Genomic DNA, 21664 nt, shown 5'->3' with positions numbered 1-21664 from the left:
CTTCCCCGTGGGAATGAACCGCCGGTCACACAGCGATCAGCGCGTCGGAACCTCGCCGCGTTCGGTGCCCTGCACGACGGGCACACGCACAGCGCTGCCCCACTCCGTCCAGGAGCCGTCGTAGTTGCGCACGTTCTCGAAGCCGAGGAGGTGGGTGAGGACGAACCAGGTGTGGCTCGACCGCTCGCCGATACGGCAGTACGCGATCACGTCGTCGCCTTCGACGAGACCGGCCTCGCCCTTGTAGATCGCATCGAGGTCGGCGCGGGACTTGAACGTCGCATCCGGTGCCGCGGCGCGCGCCCACGGCACGGAGGCGGCCGACGGGATATGGCCGGCGCGGAGCGCACCCTCGGTGGGGTAGCCGGGGATCTCGGTGCGCTCTCCGCTGTATTCCTCGGGCGAGCGGACGTCGATGAGCGGCTTGCCGAGGTGCGCGAGCACGTCGTCCTTGAAGGCGCGCACCGTGTGATCATCGCGCTCGACGACGGGGTACTCGGCCGGGGCCGGCGACGGCACGTCGGTGGTGATCTCCCGGCCTTCGGCGATCCATTTGTCGCGGCCGCCGTTGAGGAGCCGGACGTCCTGGTGCCCGAACAACGTGAAGATCCACAGCGCGTACGCAGCCCACCAGTTGTTCTTGTCGCCGTAGATGACGACCGTCGAGTCCCGGGAGATGCCCTTCGAGCCGGCGAGACGGGCGAAGGCCTCACTGTTCACGAAGTCGCGCTCGACCGGATCGTTGAGATCCGTGTGCCAGTCGATCTTCACGGAACCGGGGATGTGGCCGGTGTCGTAGAGCAGCACATCCTCATCGGATTCGACCACGACGAGGCCGGGGGCGCCGAGGTGCTCCTGGAGCCACTCCGTGCTGACGAGCCGCTCGGGATGCGCGTAGTCGGCAAAGGACGGGGACGGATCGGCCTCGATGGCCATGGGCTACCTCCTGCTGGCGCCTTGTGGGCGCGGGAACAATCGTGTCGGGTCGGTTTAGGCTTGAGGCCGGACTCCACTCACGAACCTACGCATCAGGCTACGCGGCGCGAACGGGTCCTGTAAGACTTCGACACAAAGGTGCCTTCCCCATGACTCTCGAACAGACCGGTGCCGTCGTGCGCCTCACCGAGCGCACGCCGTCGATCACCGGCGCCGAGATCGCGGCCGAGCTCGTGCCGCCGCCCCAGTTCGAGCACGCCACGTTCGAGTCGTACCGGCCCGACCACGACTATCCGTCGCAGGCGGCGGCCGTCGAGAAACTGAAGACGTTCGCGAAAGCCTGGGAGCCGCAGCGCCCGGCCGGCTTCTTCAGCCGCAGTCGCAAACGCATCGAGACGAAGCCCGGCGTCTACCTCGACGGCGGGTTCGGCGTGGGCAAGACCCACTTGCTCGCAGCGCTCTGGCACGAGGCGCCCGGCCGCAAGTACTTCGGCACGTTCATCGAGTACACCGCCCTTGTCGGGGCTCTCGGCTACGCCGGAGCCGTCAAGCTCCTCAGCGGCTCGACCCTGATCTGCATCGACGAGTTCGAGCTCGACGACCCGGGCGACACCATGATGATGACCCGCATGCTCTCCGAGCTCGTCGCATCGGGTACGCGCATCGCCGCGACGTCGAACACCCCGCCGAACGCCCTCGGTGAGGGCCGGTTCGCCGCCAGCGACTTCCTCCGTGAGATCCAGGCGCTCTCCGGCCACTTCGAGACGGTGCGGATCGACGGACTCGACTACCGCCGGCGCGACACCGAGGGCCGCGCGCTCACAGTCGACCCCGAAGCCTTTGAGAAGACCGTGGTCGCACTCGCCTCCCGTGGCGAAGCCGTGACGAGCGACGCGTTCGACGACCTCGTCGCGCACCTCGCGACGGTCCACCCGTCGAAATACATCAAAATGATCTCCGGCATCGACGTCATCGGCCTCACCGACGTGCAGGTGCTCCACGACCAGATGGCCGCACTGCGTCTCGTCGCGTTCATCGACCGCGTCTACGACGCCGAGATCCCGGTCGTCCAGACCGGCGTACCGCTCAACACCGTGTTCGATGACGAGATGCTCGGGGGCGGCTACCGCAAGAAGTACCTCCGCTCGGTGTCGCGCATGATCGCGCTGACGACCGGCGAACTGCCGCCCCACGGCGACGAAGACTGACCTCCCGGCGTTTGCGCGGCTCTCTGGGTGCGGATCCGAGGGCGGCCGAAACACGATGTTTACACGCATCCGCCAGCCGTAACACCCGCGAAACACGAGGGCGCATCCACCGAAACCTCTCACGGCGAAACTGACGACACCCCGAAAAGCGCCACACCTGATTGCGTCGACCGGGACATCGTGTGCAATCACAAGAGAGGTAGACCATTCGTATGTTGCTTCACTCAGCAGCGGCCTATGACGCCCAGACCGCAGTCAACTCCCTTTGGCTCCTCGTCGCGGCCGCGCTCGTTCTGATCATGACCCCCGGGGTCGCCTTCTTCTACGGAGGCATGGTTCGCGCCAAGAGCGTCATCAGCATGATGATGATGAGCTTCGGCGCCATGGCCATCATCGGCGTCCTCTGGGTGCTCTACGGCTACGGGCTGTCCTTCGGCCCGGCATCCATCCCTCACGTCCTCGGTACGCCCGACTGGGGCCTCATGAGTCTCATGGGCAAGGACGGCGTCACCCCCGACCTGAACGGCCTGGCGTTCGCCGGATTCCAGGCGACATTCGCCATCATCACCGTCGCCCTGATCTCAGGCGCCATCGCCGACCGCGCGAAATTCGGCGCATGGATGGTATTCGCGGCCATCTGGGCGACTGTCGTCTACTTCCCCGTCGCCTTCTGGGTCTTCAACCTGAAGGACGGCTGGATCGCGACCATCCTCCACGTGAACGACTTCGCGGGTGGTACTGCGGTCCACATCAACGCCGGTGCGGCCGGCCTCGCCCTGGCCCTCGTGCTCGGCAAGCGCGTCGGCTTCCAGAAGGGCATGGCCAAGCCGCACAACGTTCCGCTGACCCTCCTCGGCGCCGCGCTGCTGTGGTTCGGCTGGTTCGGGTTCAACTCCGGCTCGGAGGCTGCCGTCGACGGCGTCGCAGGAATCGCGTGGATCAACACGCTCGCGGCCCCTGCAGCGGCAACGATCGGCTGGCTGATCGTCGAGAAGATCAAGGACGGCAAGCCGACGTCGATCGGTGCAGCATCCGGTGCAGTCGCGGGCCTTGTCGCGATCACCCCGGCCTGTAACATCCTGACCCCCGGCTTTGCGATCCTCCTCGGCCTTCTCGCCGGTGCGGTCTGCGCCATCGCGGTCGACCTGAAGTTCAAGCTCGGCTTCGACGACTCGCTCGACGTGGTCGGAATCCACCTCATCGGCGGTCTTCTTGGGACGCTCTACATCGGTGTCTTCGGGTTCACTCACGTCTACGACGCGGCGGGTAACGCGACCGCCCAGTACTCGAGCCTGTTCTACGGCGGCAGCTTCCAGCAGCTCGGGGTGCAGGCGATCGGCGCCTTCTCGGTGATGATCTACTCCTTCGTCCTGGCGTATGCCATCGGCTGGGTCATCCAGAAGACGATGGGCTTCCGCATCAAGAACGAGGACGAGCTGGCCGGTGTCGACACCGTGGTCCACGGTGAAGAGGGCTACGCGCTCGAGAACGCCTGATCCTCCCGGTAGTGGTGAGCGGGGTGTCGCCTTCGGGCGGCGCCCCGCTTCTCGTTTGCCCCGCTTCCAGAATTAACGCAAGTATTCTTTGGATGGCGCACCGCGTGGCTGCGCTGCGACCGTCCGCACACGCGAGGAAGGGTCCATGGACACTGCTGCCCAGGTGGACGCCCTCCTGCTCCTGGTTTCCGGCGCCCTCGTCTTCGCCGTCGTTCCGGGGTTCGCGCTGCTCTACGGCGGGATGATCAGCAGCGCCGGTGCGGTGTCTGCGATGCGCGCGACGCTCGCCGGTGCCGGCGTGGCGGGAGTGCTCTTCGTCATCGGCGGCTACGGGATGCTCTTCGGCCCGCCACTCGTCCCTCACGTCGTCGGCGTCCCGGGTGCTGTGCCCGGAGATGCGTTCGCCCTCGCCCGCGCCTGCTACGCAGGTGCGGTGTGCGTGCTCGCGGTGACGATCGTCGCGTCAGCGGTCGCTCCCCGCGTGACCCTGCGCGGCTGGGTCGTATTCGCCGCGATCTGGGTGGCGGTCGTCTACTTTCCGGCGGGTTTCGCCGTGTTCGACCTGACCGAAGGATGGGCGACCGCGACGCTGGGCGTCGTCGACTTCGGGGGAGCGATTCCGGTGAGCATCGCTGCGGCCGCGGGCGCCGCGGGGTTGCTGCTGGTCTGCGGGCGGCAACCGGCGCACGAGATCCGGGAACGGCGCAACGTTCCGGTGATGGCGGCCGGGGGAGCGCTCGTCTGGTTCGGGTGGTTCGGGCTCACCATCGGCAGCGAGGGCGCCGTCGACGGTTTCACGGGGCTGATCTGGATCAACACTCTCACCGCATCAGCTGCCGCGACGATCGCGTGGGTGACCGTCGACCGCATCATGATGCGCCGCCCGACGGTGACGAGCGCCGTCTGCGGAGCGGTGGCCGGACTGATCGCCATCACCCCTGCATCCGGAATCGTCACGACCGGCTGGGCACTGCTCCTCGGCGCACTGTCGGGAATCGCGTGCGCCGTGATCGTCGACGTGGCTGCGCGCGCGCAGTTCGGGACACCGATGGTCGTCGTGGTCATCCATCTCGTCGGCAGTCTCGTCGGACTGCTGTTCATCGGGCTGTTCGCAAACGGCACCGGGATGGTCTACAGCGGCAACTTCGATCAGCTCGGCGCCCAGGTGCTGGCGGCGCTCATCGTCGCGGTGTGGTCGTTCCTCGTCTCGTGGGGTGCGGCCGCGCTCATCCAGCGCACGATCGGGCTCACGGCGACCGCCCACGTGTCGTGGCGCGAGGACGCTCCCGTCGAACCGTCGGCGGGCTAGCCCGAGAGGGGCCGGTCCAGGCGGTAATGTTCGGTGGGTGTCGACGATCTCACGTGTCCTGTCCGCCATCGCTGCACTGTTCCGGCCCGCCGAGCGGCCTCCGCGCCCTACCGCCGACCTCCAGGCGTCGCCCGGGCAGCACGGACCCAGCGCGACGGTCGAAGTCGACCCTCGACGGATCGGGCCGGTGACCATGTCGTATGTGCCGCGCGTCGACGGCGATGCCGACCCTGGCGAGATCGTCTGGACGTGGGTCCCCTTCGAAGAGCGCGACGGGCGCGGCAAAGACCGCCCGGTGCTCGTCGTCGCCGCCGAGAGAGAGGGCACCGTCCTCGCCGTGCAGCTGACCAGCCAGGAGCATCCGGGCCGTCTCGGCTACGTTCCCGTCGGGACCGGTGCGTGGGACGCCCAGCGACGCCCCAGCTTCGTCAACATCGACCGCGTGTTCCGCCTTCACCCGGGCGGGATGCGCCGTGAGGCGGCGGCGCTCGACGAACGGCGCTACGGTGCGGTGCAGGCTGCGCTCGTCGCCCGGTACGGCTGGTCGGCGACCTGATGCACCCCGCCGGCTCAGGGCCGACGCTGCGACTGCCCCGCCTCCGCGAGAGCTTCGGCGACCGCCTGCTCGACGCTGAGCTCGCGGCCCTCGGCGATCGCCCGGTCGAGCTGTGCGCCCGCACCGTCGGCCACCAGCTGGTCGAGGTACGCCTGGTGGAAAGTGAACATGGGACCGTTGTGGAGACCACTCCGTTCGCGTAGTGCACGGGACGCGCCTGCGAGCCTCCCGGCCCGGTCGATGTCGCCGGCGAGGGCCGCAATGGCGACCATCCCTTCGAGCCCGTACGCGAGCCCTTCGACATGGCCGAGCCCAGCCGACACGGTGACGCTCAATGCGAAGTCGTCCCGCGCCTCATCCACCGCCCCGAGCTTCAGCTGTGCCCACCCGAGGTGGTACGAAGCGATCCGCTCTCCGATGTCGTCACCGGTGGCCTGCGTCAGGGCCAGGCTCTTCGAGAAGCGGTCGAGCGCCTCCGGGAGCTTCTGCTGCAGGAGCGCTACGCGACCGAGCAGCACCAGCGCCATCGATTCGCCCCACTGGCTCCCGCTCTCACGGAAGAGCCGAAGACTGATCTCCATCACGTCGCGGGCCCGCTCGGTGTCCGGCTTCTCGCCGGCCATCAGCGCCAACGCGAGCGAGATCCGGGTGAGGGCCTCGCCTTCGCGGTCGCCCGAGCGGTGGAAGAGCTCAGCACTGGTCGACAGGTCGGCGGCGACACTTCCATCAGGGTCGCGCCAGAACATGATGGTGCGGCTGAAGTACAGCGCGATCGCCCGGGTGTGGTCCGAGAGCGCATCCCCCGAAGCGAGTGCGAGATCCATCCAGGTGCGCACCTCGCCCAACAGGCCGGTCACCCACCAATACAGGTAGAGGCTGAACGCGAGATGGGCTGCGCGATCCCAGTCGCGGCTGCCGAGGAGGAAACGCTCAGCGCCGCGCAGGTTCTCCCGTTCCTCACCCAGGCGAAGGATCCACTCACGCTGCCCTTCTCCCTTGAGCTGCGCCTCCACGCGATCGCAGAGCTGCAGGAAGAACCGCGCGTGCGCATCCTGGACGAGCGCGAGGTCGCCGCTCTCGGCAAGGCGCTCCCGCGCGTATTCCCGCACGATGGCCTGCATGGTGAACCGCGGGCGGTCAGCGCTGACGCTCTGGCTGACCAGGCTGCTGTCGACAAGGGAGGTGAGGTCGCTGAGCACGTCGCCTCCCGCATCCCGATCGCTGTCGACCCGATCCCCGTCGGCCTGGTCTCCGTCGGCCTGGGTTCCGTCGGCGCCCACGAACTCCGCGGCCTCGAGCGAGAAGCCGCCCTCGAAGACGCCGAGACGCGCGAGCAGGCGGTCCTGGCCCGGCTCGAGGAGTTGGGCGCTCCACTCGATCGTGCGGCGCAGGGTCTGCTGGCGTTCGGGGAGGTCCCGCGACCCCGACACCAGCACGCTGAGCTGGCGGTCGAGCCGGTCGAGGAGTTCGGCGGGGGAGAGGACGCGGATGCGAGCCGCAGCGAGTTCGATGGCCAGCGGCATGCCGTCCACCGTCGCACAGACGCGGGAGACCGCATCCGCATTGTCTGCAGTGATCTCGAAGTCGGGTTTCACCGCACGGGCGCGCTCCGTGAAAAGGCTCACCGACGATTCTTCGGGGAGCGGTCCGACGTCGTAGCTCTGCTCGGCGCTCACGCGAAGCAGGACGCGGCTCGTCACGAGCATCGCAATGCCCGGCACCGCGGCCAGCAGGGCCGTCAGCGACCGGGCGGCGTCGAGGACCTGCTCGAAGTTGTCGATCACCAGCAGCATGTTCCGGTCGTTCAGAGCCGTGACGAGGTTGTCCATCAGCGGTGCTTCGCCGGTGTCGCGGACGCCGAGTGCCTGCGCGATCGCATTGAGCACACGGTCGGCGTCATGCACCGACTGCAGATCGACGAAGGCCGCTCCGTCTTCGAAATCGGGGGCGGATGCGCGCCCGGCCGCGAGAGCGAGCCGGCTTTTCCCAATGCCTCCCGGTCCGATCAGCGTGATGAGCCGCGCGCCCGCGGTGAGCATCCGATGGACGTCGTCGATGTCGCCCTCGCGACCGATCAGGTCGGTGAGGGGCACGGGCAGGCGGACGGGCGCGACGACGCGTTCGGCGTTCGCGGGGACGTCCGTGGAGGGTGCGACCTGGCTCTGTTCGAACCGCTCGGCGAGAAGGGTGGCGAGATCGGCTTCGACGAGGGTTGCGAGTTCTTTGGGGGTCTCGAAGTACTTGTACGCCGCCAGATCGTCATGCCTGATCCGGTCCAGCAGTTCGGTCAGCCGGGGTTCGCGGTTCTCAGCGGGGCCCTTGACGTAGAGCAGTCGGGGCAGTTCGGCCGGGCACAGGTTGTATTCGTCTTCGAGCCCGGACACCTCCTCGTCGGGCGCCACCCAGCCGTAGCGCTCCCAGTACAGGCCGATGAAGACGTCGCTCTGGTCGAGGTAGGCCCGATAGAGCTCGCGCGGAGGATGGGGCCTGGCACCCAGTTCGAACATGACCGGCGCGAGGTGAAGGCGTTCTATCGCGGCACGGGCCGCCCGTCGTTCGGGTGCGAGTTCCTGAAGGGTGGAACTGACGAAGATCCGCAGCCGCTGATCCGGCGTGCGAATAACATGAGCGCTCCTCATGTGTTGCATTCTGTTGCCGTTTGACGCAATAGTCCAGTGTTGAACGACCGGTCAGCGAGGATTTCGTGTGGGTGGGCGATACCGGACTCGAACCGATGACCTCTTCCGTGTGAAGGAAGCGCGCTACCAACTGCGCCAATCGCCCCTGTGCTGCCGTTGCCGGCTGCGAGTTTCGATACTAGCCGACAGGGGAGGCCGAACGCACATTGGCGCTGGAGCTATGGCGATTGCATCGCAATCGCGCGATGCCAGCGCCGAGCTAGCTGCGCTCGCGAGGAAGACCCCGGGCCTAAGGCGAGTACCCTTGCGGCAAGCAAAGAAGGGGGGTCCGGCTCATGCCGTTCTTCGTGATCGAACGAAACTACGCGGATCAGATCGAGATTCCGCTTGAGGCTGCGCCCGAAATCAATCTCATCAACGATGAAGAGGACGTCCGGTGGCTGTACTCATTTCTCTCGATCGATCACCGCAAGAGCTACTGCCTCTACGAGGCCCCGTCGATCGAGGCGATTCGCGCAGCAGCGGCCAGGGCTGGGATGCCCATCGACTCGGTCGTCGAGGTCGAGGGCAGGGTCATGCCGAGTGGTCAGCTGATTCCTCTGCACTAGATCAGTGCGTGCTCGCGGGCATATCTTGCCGCGGCCGTGCGGTTGGTCGATCCCGTCTTTGACAGGATGCTTCGCACATGATTGGCGGCCGTGTTCTCGCTGATCACAAGTTGTGCTGCGATCGCTTTGTTGCTCATCCCCTCGGCCACGAGCCGCAGCACTTCGACTTCTCGCGGAGTGAGCCCGTCCCGCCGTGGCGCGCTTGCAACGGGCGCGCTCTTGTCGAGTAAGCGAAGCACTCGGCTCATGCGGGCCGGCTCGGCTATCGACCGAGCGCGATCGGCCAGCGCGGTCGCCCTTTCCGAACCCGGATCCTCGCTACGGAGGCATGCGGCGGTGGCGGCCAGCGTGTAGGCGACGTGAAGGGGCGCGTCCATTCGTTCGTTCATCTCGAGCGCCGACGTGAAGCGGTCGAGCGGCGCGCCGAACTGACACAGCGATTCGATTTCGCCCAGATAGCAGTCCGCGCTCCCGAACACGGCGACGAAATAGCCCGCCATCAGGTTCAGCCCCTGGTATTCGAGCAGCCAGGGATGGATGACTGCGGCCAGTCCCGGATCACGCAGCCATACGGCCGCCTCGGTCATGAAGGCGAGGCACGCTGGCCAGTCCGAGGACTGGTGCGCGGCCGGATGATCGTGCTCGAGCATCCACGACAGCGTTCTCCGCGCAGGTTCGACCAAGTCGAGTTCCGTGTAGATGGAGAGAAGGCCGGGTGCCCACCTCGACACGGGCGACTCGTCGCCCGTGATGAACGAGCGTACGGAAGCGAGGGTGCCCCTTTCGCGACGGAGCATGAAGCTCTGCAAGGCGCCGGCGCCCGCCGTGGTGTCCGACCGGAACTCGCGCTCCGCGCGCTGGATAGCGCCGATAATCGATTCGGTCTCATCGAGCTGCCCGGCGGCGAGGGAGCGTCCGAATCGCACGCATTGCGCGAAGTAGGTCCAATACCAGCCCCAGTGTCGCGCCGTCTCTGTCAGGTCGCGTTCGGCCTGATCGAGCCCCGCTCGGTCGCCGGCGACATAACAGGTCGCGCTGCTCACGTAGGCCGCGCCGCCGAACGCCTCATTGTGCGGGCCGCCTGCGATGCGGGACAGTTCGCTGCTCCGCTCGAGCCGCGCTGTGATGCCACGAGGGCCCAATGTGTGTGAGACGCCCAGTCGCAGTGCTTCCGCGAGTGCCTGCCGGTCCCCGAGCCCTCGCGCGAAAGCGATCGCTTGGTCTCCCAGACGTGTCGCTTCGTCGAGTTCGCCGGTGAAGGCGGTTGCACGGCCCAGGGCCGCCAGCCCCTGCACGTAGAGAGCGTCGTCCGGCTCTGCTGGAATCCTCGACAAGGCCGAACTCAGCAGCCCGACCGCCTGGTCCCCGTGCAATCCCGGCCGCCAGCAGGCCTCCTCGAATTCGATCGCGGCACGGATGCACGACCGGGGGTCGCCGTCGTCGATCACCCGCATGGCGCCCGCGCGGGCCTGTGCGAAGTCCGAGACGAGTATCCAGCTGTGTACCGCCCGGAGTCGAAGAAGGTCACGCGCTTGCGGGTCTGGTACCAGGTCGGCCGCGTGCTCAAACGATCGCGCGGCGTCCTCGTGCGCCAGCCGATCGTCCGCCGCCTCTGCCGTGCGGGTGAGGTACGCGGCCGCACGGTCGCCGTAACCGAGCGCTCGTGCCTCCGTGTAATGGTGGGCGAGTCTCTGTACGAGGCGCGGCGCGGCGGGGAAGCTGCTCTCCAGCGTGTGGGCGACGAGCGCATTCATCGCCATCAGGTCTGCACGGGAAGCATGCTCGATCAGTGCCTGTCGCGCTATCGCGTGCGGGAACCGCAGCGCTTCCCGAGAAGGCTGGGGGGCCTCAAGAAGGCCCGACCCTACCGCGCTGTCGATGGCCGAAAGCGTGACCTCGACGCTCGAGCAACTCACTGCGATAAGTTCGGAGAGCTGGAACTCCTGACCCATAACCGCCGCCAGTTCGAGGACATCGCGCTGTTCGGTCGTGAGTACGGAGATCCGCGACCGCATGAGGTCCGGCGTCGTGCTCGGCAGTTCGAGTATGAGCGTGTCGTCAAGACGGCTGGATTCGGCAGAGGCGATGACGTGCCGCCACGTCTCACGCACGAGGAACGCGTTGCCACCGGTCAGTGCGCGGAGGACGACGGCGGATCCGGACGCGACGTCGGGGGATACGTCGCCCGCGACGGTCACGAACTGGGCGATCTCTTCGACAGTGAACGGTGCCAGCTCACGCCGTCTCACCCCCTCGAGTCTGCCGAGATTCGCGAGCACGTCTGCCAGCGGATCGGAATGATCCGGCAAAGTCGACCGGAACGTGCCGATGACGAGGAGCCGTGCGTCGACGGTGTCCGCGACGATTCGCGCGAGCAGGCGCAGAGCAGACGGCGCTGCCCAGTGAAGGTCTTCCGCGACGAGGATGATCGGCCGGACCTCAGTGGCCGCGAGGAGCAACTCGATCACAGCTTGAAAGAGCCGGGCCTGACCGATCTCCATGCCTTCTGTCATCACGGGGCTTGCGAACGCCTGCTCGAGCAGGTGCGCAGACTGCGCGAGGTCGCGGCCGCCGTCCGTGACGTCGACGAGCGCCAGGAGATCCCTGATCGGGATGTCGAAGGGCTCGAACGGTGTGCCGAGGTCCTGGACGCATGCTCCCGTCAGCACGACTGCGCCGTCGTCGTGCAGTGCCGTGCACGCCGTGCTCACCAGACGGGACTTGCCGATGCCGGGAGCGCCACTGATGAAGACAGCGCGCCCCGCCCCGAGCTTGACGTCGGACCACGCGGTCTCCAGTTCGGCGACCTCTTCGCGTCGGGCGACGAACGGTGGTTGTCCGGGAGTCACCCATCGTGGCGGAAGGGTCGTAACAGACCATCCCCGCATCTGCCCACACTAGCGCGACGCGATCGGACGGGTCCATGACTCGAAATGACTAGGGGGACGCGCCTGAAGGATGGTCAATTCCGGTCATGCGGTCGGTGCGGCCTGCTCCTACCGTTGGGCTCAGGGCGTTCAGGCCCTCATGCCACCCACCTTCCAGGAGGAGATCATGACCGTCACGACGACCCAACGGCCGGCGTCCGCTGAGGGGTGCGAATCCGGGCGCCGGTCCTTCGAAGCATTTCTTCTCGAAGGCGAACGGCACATGATTGCCGAAGGAATCGATGAGTCGGCCGGCTTCGCGGAGTTCTTTCGCGCTGTGCCTGCCGACCTCCGGACGATGATTGCAGGCTACTTTCACAGGCAGTCCTGGCTGAGTGATCTGCAGAGACAAGGCATTTCGACTGTCGGTGTTCGAATCGCCGGTGACGCCTCTGCTGCTTCGCAAGAGGACTGCACAGGACATCCCGATTCGGTCGTGCGCCAGTCGAAGTCGATGCCGATCGACCGAGTCGGGAGCATCGATCTGTTCCTCGAAGAGCTGGCCATCGATCCGACGTCAGAAGGGCCAATCGGTCACTCTCGCTCATCCGTGTTCCTCGATGTCACCACGGTCGATGCGCGGGGTGAGGTCGCGACGACAGGCAACCGGGTCTGCCGGCGCAAGGACTGCACGCCAGCAGCCTTCTGCGATCGGGTGCTGGCGACCATCGATATCGATCGGGCGGACGAGGACTGGCCACGCACGATCTCGTTCGAGGTCGATGCCCTCGAAGGAGTTGACGATCGCCTTCCCGAAGTCATCGGCGCAGCTCGCGGGTACCTGCGTAACGAGTTAGCCGGGATGCTCGCAGACCGTGGCGGACGCGTGAGCCTGGGTGGCGTCATGGCACTCGATGTCGCTGATCATGTCGACTCTCACGTGCGGGCTTGGCTGGATTGCTTCATCTCCTGGTTCACCGACCTGTTGCCGAGCAGTCCGCGGGAGGCAGGAGCGGTCGCTCTGGGGAGCGCCCAGTTCACCGCGACGCTGGGTGGACCGGAGCTCAGCTACGCGTACCGCAATGGCCACACCGGCAGACTGATCGAGATCTCTGGCCACTCCCTGGTTCGAAGCCGGCCAGAGGTACACACTTTCGGGGCTTCGGGCGGAGAATTGAAAGCGCGGTTCAGGCTGGGGCTCCGCGGTTCCGGAACGCTCAAGGAACCGCCGGCTGCGGACATCGGTTCGCAGGTTTTGGAAGCGGTCGGCATGGGGCAGCGGAGATGAACCGCTGCGAGAGCGGGCTTGTGCCCAACAATCGAACGCTTGTGTCGAGGAGACCGAGATGACTATGACATCACGCGGCGCAGTCGGTGCGCCGTACGAAGAGCTTGCAGCTGAGTTGAGCGGGAGCCTGACGACCCGCAGCGATCCCGGCTTCGATGCGGCCCGTGCCGTGTACAACGCCATGATCGACAAACGGCCCGCGGCGATCGCTCGATGTCGCGACGTTGCCGATGTGATCGCGTGCATCCGCTTCGGTCGCGAGAACGGTCTCGAAATCGCAGTACGCGGTGGCGCGCACAATGCCGGGGGACTCGGAACCTGGGACGACGCCCTCGTCATCGATCTTTCGTTACTGCGCACCATCGAGATCGATCCCGAGACTCACACGGTCCGCGTCGGTGGCGGATGCACCTGGGGGGAGGTCGACCAGGCGACGGTGTCGTCCGGCATGGCCACCCCCTCGGGGATCCTCTCCACGACGGGAGTCGGTGGACTGACTCTTGGCGGAGGGATCGGCTACCTTGCGCGCCGGTTCGGCCTCACCATCGACAACCTTCTCGCCGCTGAGGTGGTCCTCGCCGACGGTTCGGTGGTGACGGCGAGCGACACTGCCGACAGCGACCTGTTCTGGGCCCTGCGCGGCGGCGGCGGCAACTTCGGCGTGGTCACGTCGTTCACGTTCCGCTGCCACGACATCGGTGACCACGGGACGATCATCGGGGGCCCGGTGCTGTACGACTTCGCCGACACCGCGGCCGTGATGCGGTGGTACCGGCAGTTACTGCCGTCCCTTCCGGAGGAGCTGAACGGCTGGCTCGGCGTGCTCACGATCCCGGCCGGGCCGCCCTTCCCCGAGCACCTCTGGGGTCGCACGTCCTGCGCGATCGTCTGGTGTTACACCGGATCGCCAGAACGCGCCGATGAGGTGCTCGAGCCGATCAGGACCTACGGATCGCCACTGCTCGTCGGGCTGCAGTCCATGCCATACAACGCGTTGCAGGGCGCATTCGACGCGATCTACCCGCCCGGTTTGCAGTGGTATTGGCGTGCCGACTTCTTCACCGAGATCACGGATGCCGCCATCGACGTACACGTGAAGTACGGCTCAATGCTGCCGACGGCGCATTCCACGATGCACTTGTACCCCATCGACGGCGCCGCGAGCCGGGTCGCCGAGGACGCCACTGCTTTCGCCTACCGCGACGGTGGCTGGGCCGGCGTGATCGTCGGCGTCGATCCCGACCCGGCCAACGCGGATGTCATCTCGAAGTGGACCCGCGACTACTGGGAAGAACTGCACCCGACCTCGGCAGGCGGCGGCTACGTCAATTTCTTGATGGACGAGGGCGCGGACCGGGTCAGAGCGTCGTACCGCGGCAACTTCCAGCGGCTGGCAAGAATCAAGGCCGAATACGACCCTGACAACACCTTCCACATCAACCAGAACATTCCTCCGGCCGTCGCGGACTAGAACGGTCATCGGCAGCCGACGGGCTAGGCCCTCGAGGTACAACCCTCGAGGGCCTTCGACACGCGCGGATAACGAAACACAACCGTGTCAGTTTGAATATCGAATGACCTATCGGCTACAGTTTCAAAGCACGCAGAAATGCGGGCAATGCGGATGTGGCGCAGTGGTAGCGCATCACCTTGCCAAGGTGAGGGTCGCGAGTTCGAATCTCGTCATCCGCTCGAGTACAGCTTGATCGCAAGATCGACTGCTCATGGTGGACAGCCCGATGTATTAAGGTTTGGCCGACACGGTGGATTGGCCGAGAGGCGAGGCAGCGGCCTGCAAAGCCGTATACACGGGTTCGAATCCCGTATCCACCTCCAACCTGAAGCACACCAGCAACAGGCTTGGGCGATTGGCGCAGCGGTAGCGCGCTTCCCTGACACGGAAGAGGTCACTGGTTCGATCCCAGTATCGCCCACCAGAAAACCCCCGGATTTCCGGGGGTTTTTCCGTTGTCGGGGACCGTCGTGCACTATACGTGCACCATCGTTTTCGGGCATCGCTAGAGTCATGGCTAATGCGACTCGCCGTCGGCGCGCGCGAAGGCCGGAAGGGGCCGAGCACATGGGTATGGAATTCAGCGGGCTTGATGACATCGGCGATTTCCTGAATGGCGAAGGTGAGCGGCTCGTAGCCGAGAACTTAGCCCAGGTGGCTCGGCAGAATGGCCAGAGCAACGTCGACAACATCGCGCTCGAGCTCGAGGGCAACGACGGCACATTCGACGAGGCGCGAATTCGAGCACTTGCCAACGAAATTCTCGCCGAGCCGGCGGAGGATCACTGATGGAAGTTTGCGCGAAGTGCGGGAGCAAGCCTGTGTACAGAACCGTGAGCGTTGGAGACTACGACGATCCGACCGCGACGCAGCGGGTAGCGGATCACTGCTCCAATCCGATTTGCGAGTATTACGACCCCTCGAACGTCGACTACGACACGTTCGTGACCCGATAGCCGGCACGGCCATGAGCGACACTCACTACACCCAGCCCGGCTGGTATGACGACGGCTCTGGGCAGCAGCGTTGGTGGGACGGCACCCAGTGGACAACCACCGTCGCCAGCCCGCCGCCGCCGCTCGTGAAGCGCCGCAAGTCAACCTACGGCCCGTTGTCGATCGTGCTGCCGATCGCCTTCTGGTTCGTCTCATTCGTCGCCGACACCGCAACAAGCATGAACGGCGTCCTCTTCGTCGTCGGGTCCGCGTTCGGGGTCGTCGTCGGGCTCACCCTCGGAATCATAGGAGCCACCCGCAAAGGCGAACCGCACGCATCGAGCATCGTCGGGATCATCCTCAGCTGCGCCTACGTTCTCTTCCTGATCCCGTACCTGGTCGGCGCCGCCTCAGGTTAGGGCAGCCTAACCCCGCCTTGTGGAAAAAACGTCAGGGACAGATCGGCATGACTGGCGGGTCTATAGCAGGTCGCCGAGTTCGGTCGTGACCCCCCCGCCCCCGGTCAAGTTGCCTGGGGGGTCTACCATGGCGCCCACGCGTTACTCCATAGCTTGAGAGGATCTGCTGCGAATGGTTGCTATCACACTGGAGGCGAGAGACGCCCTCCACCGTCGTCTGAAGGCCGCCGACGAGGGCTGGGCGCACTTCGGTCGGTTCCCGGGGTCAGAATCGTACAGGTTCGGGTACTTCGATCTTCTCGGGCGAATCCTCCTACTCGCCGGCGATGAGCCGATCGAGTACTTGTCGGCAAAATGCAGCACCCCGAGGCACGACCCGCAGACAGGCGAGGTCATCGCACTGACCGAATCATCTGTGATCAGCGCGAAGGCCGAGCTTCGTGGAGATACCCAGGCGACTGTCAAGGCACACACCTACAGCCGGTCGGAAATCGCGAAAGTCGAGATTCTCGAATCGGGGATCTACAGTTCAGACATCATCGCGACTGTCCCGCATTCGATCCTTGTGACGACAGAGGCGAACGGGGATATGACTCTCCCCTTGAGCGACGTCCGCGCTAACGACGCCGACCAAATCTGGGACGTACTCGATTCGCTCCTTGCCGACGTTCGTAGAGCGTGTTCGAGATGATGCATCTCGAGCTAGCGTCAGCCGCAAAAAGTCCCAGACCCGTACACACTGAATTTGTATGACTGGCGGGTCCGTAGCAGGTCGCCGTGGTGGCTTCGAAGGGGTGCCCCCGGGTTAGTCGTCTTCGATCACGCGAGCGATCGCGGCTGGAGTCAGGAACGGTCCGAGATTGAGTTCGGGTCCGGCGCCCTCGATCTCGGCGTCTGTGTCTTTGGCCACGGGGTCAGCCGTTGTTTAGGCCGTACACGCGGATGACGCCAGAGATGTGGCCTGCAGCTGGGGTGAGATAGAAACCATCGAAACCGAGCGCGCTGCTTTGGCTGAGCTGCCGGACCGCGGTCGCCGCTGCCGAGGTCGGCGGGTTGTTCATGGCCGCGGCGGTCGCGGAGCCGTAAATCGGTGCGGGGACAACACTGCCGCGGGTGCTATCGAAGCAGTGCAAGTCGAGAGTGATCTTGTGGATGGTCTGCGACGCCGCTGCGATCGGCCAGGAGCCGCTTGCGAGGACCTGATTATCGACCGGCGTCGACGTACCCACCCCCGCCATGACCTGGGAATCGTAACCGGACGCCAACTGGACGTTGCCGAACGACATCTGCATGTTGATGCCCGCGTTGGTGTCCGTGGTTAAATCGAGCTTGACGAGGTAATTCTCGTATACGGGCGAGAACACCCCGATTACTCCGACCAATGACGACAACCCCGAGACGGTCACCTTCCCGAGCGGAGTCGAACTGATCGTGCCGCCGCCCGTTTGGAGCCCGGTCGGTGCGATCATTACCAGGCCGAAGGCGTTGGCTGGACCGATGAGATTGTCGTTGAGAACGTAGCTTTGGATCTTGTCGCCAGGGTTGACGAGTGTCATGGTGTCAGGTCCGATCTAGTGTTTATGCCCAGTTAGCGCTACGCCAACCCGACCGAAAAAAATGATAGAGACTGGCGGGTCCATAGCAGTGTGTGTGTTTCGGTTCGAAGGGGGCCCCCGGTAGCACGGGCCCTGACCACTGCTGAGGATCAGGGCCCGGTGCTACCTCAGGCGGCGCAGGTCGGGTCATCGGGGGAAGGTACCCCTCACCGGTCTTCGTTCCCTTGTCGGCCGTGAATGAGGCGGCCGGGGGTGACGTTGACGCCAGGTCGGGGTGATCTACTGGACCGTCAGCACTCGGAACGCCGTGGGGTCGAGTGCGTCGGCTCCAACCCTCCAATAAGCGAACCATCCACCTTGCCCTGCGGGGCGTCCGGTTACCTGGTCCTGGAGCAGGGGCTCGAAGATCACGGTCATGCCGAGGCGGTCGACGATCTGGTACTTGTCGAAGTCGCCGGCCACGAGGATCTTGCTGCCCGTGGTTGTGGTGCTCACCATGCCGGACGCTTCGGCTAGGCGCAGACCGAGCACCTGTGCGGGTGCACCTTCGCCCAGATTTGTCCAGTAGGAGCTGCCACCAGCTGTGTCAAATTGGCGCGTTTTGTTGATAATTGCCACGTTGCCGACCACCGCGGGCGTCTTCCCGAGTCGTGCACGGGCCGGGAGAGCCTGCTGCAGCGCGTAGACATCGGCGATCGCGTACGTCGCAACAGAAGCCGTGGTCACGGCCGTGGTCGCTGCGGTGACGATGCCCTTCGGCACACCACCCGAGCCGGCGCCGGTGGAGAAGGCACCGTTCTCGAGGTTGTTCTTCGCGTCGCCGAGAATCTCGGGGAGTTGCGTGCTGATGTCCGTGTCGCCGATGGCCTCGTAGGAGCCGAACACCCACGCCGCGGCCTTCTGCGGGGTGATGGTTATCTGCGAGAACGTCGGTGTCGCGTCGGCAGCTACACCGGCTTCAGCGAGCCACTGTGCGGTGACACCCGCCGAACCGACGCCATTCCAGGAGTTCGTTGCCGTCGTCGCAATCCGGCTGATCGACCGGAACGGGTTCGCCGCGCCCGCGTTGTTGAGGATGATCGTCGGGTCGAGGGTGAACGGCACCAGGAAGCCACCGTTCGCACCCGTCAGGGACAGGGCGGCACGGACGGATTCGGTGCGCTGGAAGGCCAGCTGTTCCTCTGCGGTCCACATCAGGTGCCCTTGTACCGGGTTGCGGATTACCTTCTCGAAAGCCGTTCGATACGCCGGGTCGGTGCCGGCCAGAACGAGCTCAGCCGCGCCGCGCTCGTGGGGCTGGTCGACGAGGCTGGCCATCAGTTCACGGCCAGCGTGCGGAACGTCCCTGATGGCTTCGATCGCGTCCTGCGCGCGGGTACGGAGGCCGTCCGGAGTCTCGGTGCGGGTGATGTTGTCACCGAGGTCGCGCCAGGGGTTCGAGTTGCGTGTGCGTGTGGCGTGTGCGTCCATGCTGAATGATCCGTCCTGTACGTTTGCCGGGTTCTGGTATGCCTCTTTCAGCCGCTCGAGCTTCTGCGCGCGGGCGCGCTTTGTTTCGTCTTCGTCGTCGCGGGCATTGTGCGCCTCGACGAGCATGCGGATCTCTTCGGCCTTCCGGAATGCGCCTCGCTTGTAGCGCTCGTACGCTTCGGCCTGGCCTGCCGACATAAGTGCCGGGTCTGTGCCGAAGCGCGCTTCGATGCTTTCGACGTGGTCCTGTAGCTCGTCGAATGAGGCGGTCATTTCGTCTATCTGTGCCTGGGTTGTCATGGCGTTTCAACTCTCTGACGGGCAGGCCGCGAATCCGGCACCGACTGATGTCGTCGGAACGTGCGGCGTGCGTTGGGGAGGTTTCGACTGTTCCCGTGGGTGGCTCGACGGCGGCCCAAACGGTCTTTGCACGGTGCTCAGCTTGGCGGTTCCCGGATGGCCCCCAGGGCGGTCCGGAACCACGGAGCCAGGAGCGGCCGTGATGTCACTCATCATGATACGCGACAGGGCCGACATCGCCGCGTTGGCGCGCCGCTGACCGTCGTCGCTGCTCGCATCTTTTGCTGCACACGGCGGTCCATCTGTGGCCGGTGCGCTGCTTTGGGATGAATTCGACGCCGCAGGCCGGGCATGTCACGGGCGCGACGACTCGCTTTGGTGGGTGCACCCACGGTCGGTGTGGTTGCGGTGCTTGGCGCCGGCATGCGAGGCAGCGTGCTTCACCCGTTGGCAGGCTCCCGCGCGAGGCGGACTTTCGCTCGCCGCACATGTTGCAGATGTACCACCCCATCATGCGCCGCCTTCGGGTGTCTCGCCGGTGTTCAGCCACGCCCACGTCGTGACCCCGATTACCGCGCCGCCCCACAGCAGTTCGACGACGTCGGGGTCGTCTTCCGCCGGACGTAACCGCATGCCCTCGTCGAGGACGGACAGCACCTCGCACTCTGCACGCCGTTCAGGCGTCAGCGCGTCGAGGCAACCCTTCGCGAACTCCTGAACACGGCGGTCGACATCATCAAGCTCGATCTCGTTGGTCACTGGGTATCTCCTTCGGTGCTGTCGGGTGCGGCCAGGGCGGCGGCACGCTGTAGGGCTCGCTCGTGGCGGGCTGCTCGTGCTCGGTCTTGCTCTTCCTCGACGAGCTCACGGTTCGCCTGGTCGCAATCACGGCATCTGACGAGAAATGCCTCACCGGTGTGGCGCTCGCAACGTGCTCCGAGGTCTAGTTCAGACAGCAATTCGTTCCCCCTTCGAGTTATCCACAGGCCAGAAGTGAGGTGGGGCTGGGTGCCGGGATTCTCCTGAGGGTTGTTCCTTGTGTTCCTCAGTGGTTCCTCGGGGGTACGGATTCCGACCCCGCGGCGGTACGGATTCCGATCCGCTGAGGGGTACGTTTTCCGTACTTTCGAGGGGTACGGATTCCGTACCAAACGTGAGGACGTACTCGGCGCGTGTGCCCTCGCGGCCGCGGCGTGCGTTCCTGATCGCTCCCGCCTGCACCAGGCCCTGTGTCGCGATCTTGACGCGCTGGAATGCGGCAGCCCGTTCGGCCTCGATCGCTGGCGCGTTCGGGTCGCCTTGCGGGGGAGCGTCTGGCACCATCCGGCCCAGAGCGAGCGCACTCGATTCCCGTGCGGCGAAGTACCTGGGCGGGTTGTCGCTGTCGAGCGCCGTGAGCGACATCCACAGCAGCAGCAGCTTCTCGTTGGGCTTGAGCGTGACGCGGGATGCGAACGCGAAGGCTTTGCCCACCAGTTGGGCGCCCACCCTAAACATCCGAGGCGTCGGGGGCGACGTACTGCAGCGGCCGGCCGACATGCTCGAGGCTGGCGATGCTGACGCGGATGAGGCGGGGGCCGATACGTTCGGCCGAGAGCTTGCCGTCAGATATGAGGCGGCGGACTGTCTTGGTGCTTACCGCGAGGTGCTCGGCGGCAGCCTGGATGGTGCACCAGTCGGGCGATGGCAATTGAGTAGACACGACGATTCGACTCCTAAACAGGAATTTGAATCGAAGTGGTACTCACCCATCTGCGTGCAGTCAGTCATGTGGCAACTGCACCGGTATCGGCTGGCAGCTTTGCCTTCTAGCCCGGCGTTCGAACGCAGCTTCGCTGCGCAAGGCCATTAGACCAGAAGCGGAGAGGAATACCCATTAATGCCCGCGCGTGTCGTGAAAAAGTCCCCCGACCTGGGAGTGGAGGCCGGGGGACTTCTAGGCGTTGATCATCAGGCAGCCTCGAAGAACTCTCTTACGTCGATGTCGAGAGCCTCTGCGAGGCGTCCCAGCTGCGCAACGTTCACGGGTCGGCGCCCGAACTTGATGTCGCGGGCGATGTCCACAGACACGCGAAGGATCTCGGCGAGCTCTTTGGTGCCCATGTATTCGCCTGCGAGGTGGTATCGAATCTTGCCCGCTACGACTTCCGTGATCGTCCGCCGTGGTCTGGTCGGGCTCGCTCGAAGCAGTAGCGGGCGAGGTGCCATTGCGGTGTGCATCAGATTCGGCTGTTCAGTCGTTCGCAATCGGCGGCAGCGGCCTGCACGTCAGCTGCGAGTTGCACGGCCTCGATCGCGGAGAGTTGATCGTTGGCTTCGACACCGACCGACCACGTCGGCATGTCGTCAAATCTTGAGACCGTCACCCGCCAGTTCCCGTTTCCCATTTCGGGACGGTAGTGCATCGGCGCGTCGAGATCATCGCCGAAGTCAGTCTGCTTGTGCCCGATACCGTATGACTCGCACATCGGCTCGGTGCACTCTACGAGGACTACAATTCTGGTGTTCATGGGGTTTTCCTTTCAGGGTTTCCCGTGGATGGCCCTGGCGCCGCTCACACCGGC

Annotated in this window: 20 protein-coding genes and 4 tRNA genes; 13 read left to right on the top strand and 11 right to left on the bottom strand. The window is 65.4% G+C overall.

What is annotated here, in order from left to right; all coding sequences use genetic code 11:
- Window positions 1–36 precede the first annotated feature (36 nt).
- The gene (locus tag G3T36_RS10740; RefSeq protein WP_163289774.1) at window positions 37–936 is read right to left on the bottom strand and encodes a sulfurtransferase; all 900 of its coding nucleotides are present in this window, start codon (window positions 934–936) and stop codon (window positions 37–39) included.
- A 149-nt stretch (window positions 937–1085) separates the two neighbouring features.
- Here G3T36_RS10740 and zapE point away from each other — a divergent pair, with 149 nt between their 5' ends.
- The 4 genes from zapE to G3T36_RS10720 all read left to right on the top strand — a co-directional run bounded on the left by zapE (window position 1086) and on the right by G3T36_RS10720 (window position 5505).
- On the top strand, window positions 1086–2144 hold the full coding sequence (zapE, locus tag G3T36_RS10735) for a cell division protein ZapE (protein ID WP_163289773.1): 1059 nt from the start codon (window positions 1086–1088) through the stop codon (window positions 2142–2144).
- A gap of 212 nt (window positions 2145–2356) precedes the next feature.
- A complete protein-coding gene (locus G3T36_RS10730) occupies window positions 2357–3640 on the top strand; it encodes an ammonium transporter (RefSeq protein WP_163289772.1) in 1284 nt (427 codons plus the stop codon).
- Window positions 3641–3785: 145 nt separating this feature from the next.
- A complete protein-coding gene (locus G3T36_RS10725; protein ID WP_163289771.1) occupies window positions 3786–4949 on the top strand; it encodes an ammonium transporter in 1164 nt (387 codons plus the stop codon).
- Between the two features lie 37 nt (window positions 4950–4986).
- On the top strand, window positions 4987–5505 hold the full coding sequence (locus tag G3T36_RS10720) for a type II toxin-antitoxin system PemK/MazF family toxin (RefSeq protein WP_338031549.1): 519 nt from the start codon (window positions 4987–4989) through the stop codon (window positions 5503–5505).
- A gap of 14 nt (window positions 5506–5519) precedes the next feature.
- Here the strand turns inward: G3T36_RS10720 and G3T36_RS10715 are convergent, their stop codons facing one another.
- Window positions 5520–8144, bottom strand: coding sequence for a DUF4062 domain-containing protein (locus G3T36_RS10715; protein ID WP_163289770.1), 2625 nt, complete (start codon window positions 8142–8144; stop codon window positions 5520–5522).
- Window positions 8145–8216: 72 nt separating this feature from the next.
- A tRNA-Val gene (locus G3T36_RS10710) sits at window positions 8217–8289 on the bottom strand.
- Window positions 8290–8479: 190 nt separating this feature from the next.
- Here G3T36_RS10710 and G3T36_RS10705 point away from each other — a divergent pair.
- Window positions 8480–8752 (top strand): nickel-binding protein, encoded by a 273-nt coding sequence (locus tag G3T36_RS10705; RefSeq protein ID WP_163289769.1) that lies wholly within the window; start codon window positions 8480–8482, stop codon window positions 8750–8752.
- Here G3T36_RS10705 and G3T36_RS10700 read toward each other — a convergent pair.
- Window positions 8749–11640 (bottom strand): ATP-binding protein, encoded by a 2892-nt coding sequence (locus G3T36_RS10700; RefSeq protein WP_163289768.1) that lies wholly within the window; start codon window positions 11638–11640, stop codon window positions 8749–8751. The genes G3T36_RS10705 and G3T36_RS10700 overlap by 4 nt on opposite strands.
- A gap of 166 nt (window positions 11641–11806) precedes the next feature.
- Here G3T36_RS10700 and G3T36_RS10695 point away from each other — a divergent pair, with 166 nt between their 5' ends.
- The 8 genes from G3T36_RS10695 to G3T36_RS10660 all read left to right on the top strand — a co-directional run bounded on the left by G3T36_RS10695 (window position 11807) and on the right by G3T36_RS10660 (window position 16465).
- Complete coding sequence (locus tag G3T36_RS10695; protein WP_163289767.1) at window positions 11807–12907, top strand: hypothetical protein; 1101 nt, start codon at window positions 11807–11809, stop codon at window positions 12905–12907.
- A 58-nt stretch (window positions 12908–12965) separates the two neighbouring features.
- Window positions 12966–14378: an FAD-binding oxidoreductase gene (locus tag G3T36_RS10690; RefSeq protein ID WP_163289766.1), complete on the top strand. Its 1413-nt coding sequence runs from the start codon at window positions 12966–12968 to the stop codon at window positions 14376–14378.
- A gap of 149 nt (window positions 14379–14527) precedes the next feature.
- A tRNA-Gly gene (locus tag G3T36_RS10685) sits at window positions 14528–14599 on the top strand.
- A gap of 70 nt (window positions 14600–14669) precedes the next feature.
- Window positions 14670–14743: transfer RNA gene (locus G3T36_RS10680), tRNA-Cys, on the top strand.
- A 26-nt stretch (window positions 14744–14769) separates the two neighbouring features.
- Window positions 14770–14844 (top strand) — tRNA-Val (locus G3T36_RS10675).
- Between the two features lie 143 nt (window positions 14845–14987).
- The gene (locus G3T36_RS10670) at window positions 14988–15209 is read left to right on the top strand and encodes a hypothetical protein (RefSeq protein ID WP_163289765.1); all 222 of its coding nucleotides are present in this window, start codon (window positions 14988–14990) and stop codon (window positions 15207–15209) included.
- Between the two features lie 178 nt (window positions 15210–15387).
- Window positions 15388–15774, top strand: a complete 387-nt coding sequence (locus G3T36_RS10665; RefSeq protein ID WP_163289764.1) for a DUF2510 domain-containing protein — start codon at window positions 15388–15390, stop codon at window positions 15772–15774.
- Between the two features lie 172 nt (window positions 15775–15946).
- Complete coding sequence (locus tag G3T36_RS10660; protein ID WP_163289763.1) at window positions 15947–16465, top strand: hypothetical protein; 519 nt, start codon at window positions 15947–15949, stop codon at window positions 16463–16465.
- A 223-nt stretch (window positions 16466–16688) separates the two neighbouring features.
- Here G3T36_RS10660 and G3T36_RS10655 read toward each other — a convergent pair whose 3' ends face one another.
- The 7 genes from G3T36_RS10655 to G3T36_RS10625 form a co-directional block, all read right to left on the bottom strand.
- The gene (locus G3T36_RS10655) at window positions 16689–17330 is read right to left on the bottom strand and encodes a hypothetical protein (protein WP_163289762.1); all 642 of its coding nucleotides are present in this window, start codon (window positions 17328–17330) and stop codon (window positions 16689–16691) included.
- A 279-nt stretch (window positions 17331–17609) separates the two neighbouring features.
- Window positions 17610–19073, bottom strand: a complete 1464-nt coding sequence (locus G3T36_RS10650) for a phage major capsid protein (RefSeq protein ID WP_163289761.1) — start codon at window positions 19071–19073, stop codon at window positions 17610–17612.
- Between the two features lie 537 nt (window positions 19074–19610).
- Entirely contained in the window at window positions 19611–19859 is a 249-nt protein-coding gene (locus G3T36_RS10645; RefSeq protein ID WP_163289760.1) for a hypothetical protein, read from the bottom strand.
- A gap of 189 nt (window positions 19860–20048) precedes the next feature.
- Window positions 20049–20588 (bottom strand): hypothetical protein, encoded by a 540-nt coding sequence (locus G3T36_RS10640; RefSeq protein ID WP_163289759.1) that lies wholly within the window; start codon window positions 20586–20588, stop codon window positions 20049–20051.
- A gap of 1 nt (window position 20589) precedes the next feature.
- On the bottom strand, window positions 20590–20802 hold the full coding sequence (locus tag G3T36_RS10635; RefSeq protein WP_205245050.1) for an excisionase family DNA-binding protein: 213 nt from the start codon (window positions 20800–20802) through the stop codon (window positions 20590–20592).
- A gap of 248 nt (window positions 20803–21050) precedes the next feature.
- On the bottom strand, window positions 21051–21203 hold the full coding sequence (locus tag G3T36_RS10630) for a helix-turn-helix domain-containing protein (protein ID WP_163289758.1): 153 nt from the start codon (window positions 21201–21203) through the stop codon (window positions 21051–21053).
- 116 nt (window positions 21204–21319) lie between these two features.
- Window positions 21320–21610 (bottom strand): hypothetical protein, encoded by a 291-nt coding sequence (locus G3T36_RS10625; protein WP_163289757.1) that lies wholly within the window; start codon window positions 21608–21610, stop codon window positions 21320–21322.
- Window positions 21611–21664: the final 54 nt, after the last annotated feature.

Origin of the sequence: Leifsonia tongyongensis (assembly GCF_010686705.1) — a bacterium.
Taxonomy (GTDB): Bacteria; Actinomycetota; Actinomycetes; order Actinomycetales; family Microbacteriaceae; genus Diaminobutyricibacter; species Diaminobutyricibacter tongyongensis.
The sequence above is the reverse complement of the archived record's forward strand: the minus strand, read 5'-3'. Positions and strand labels throughout refer to the sequence as shown.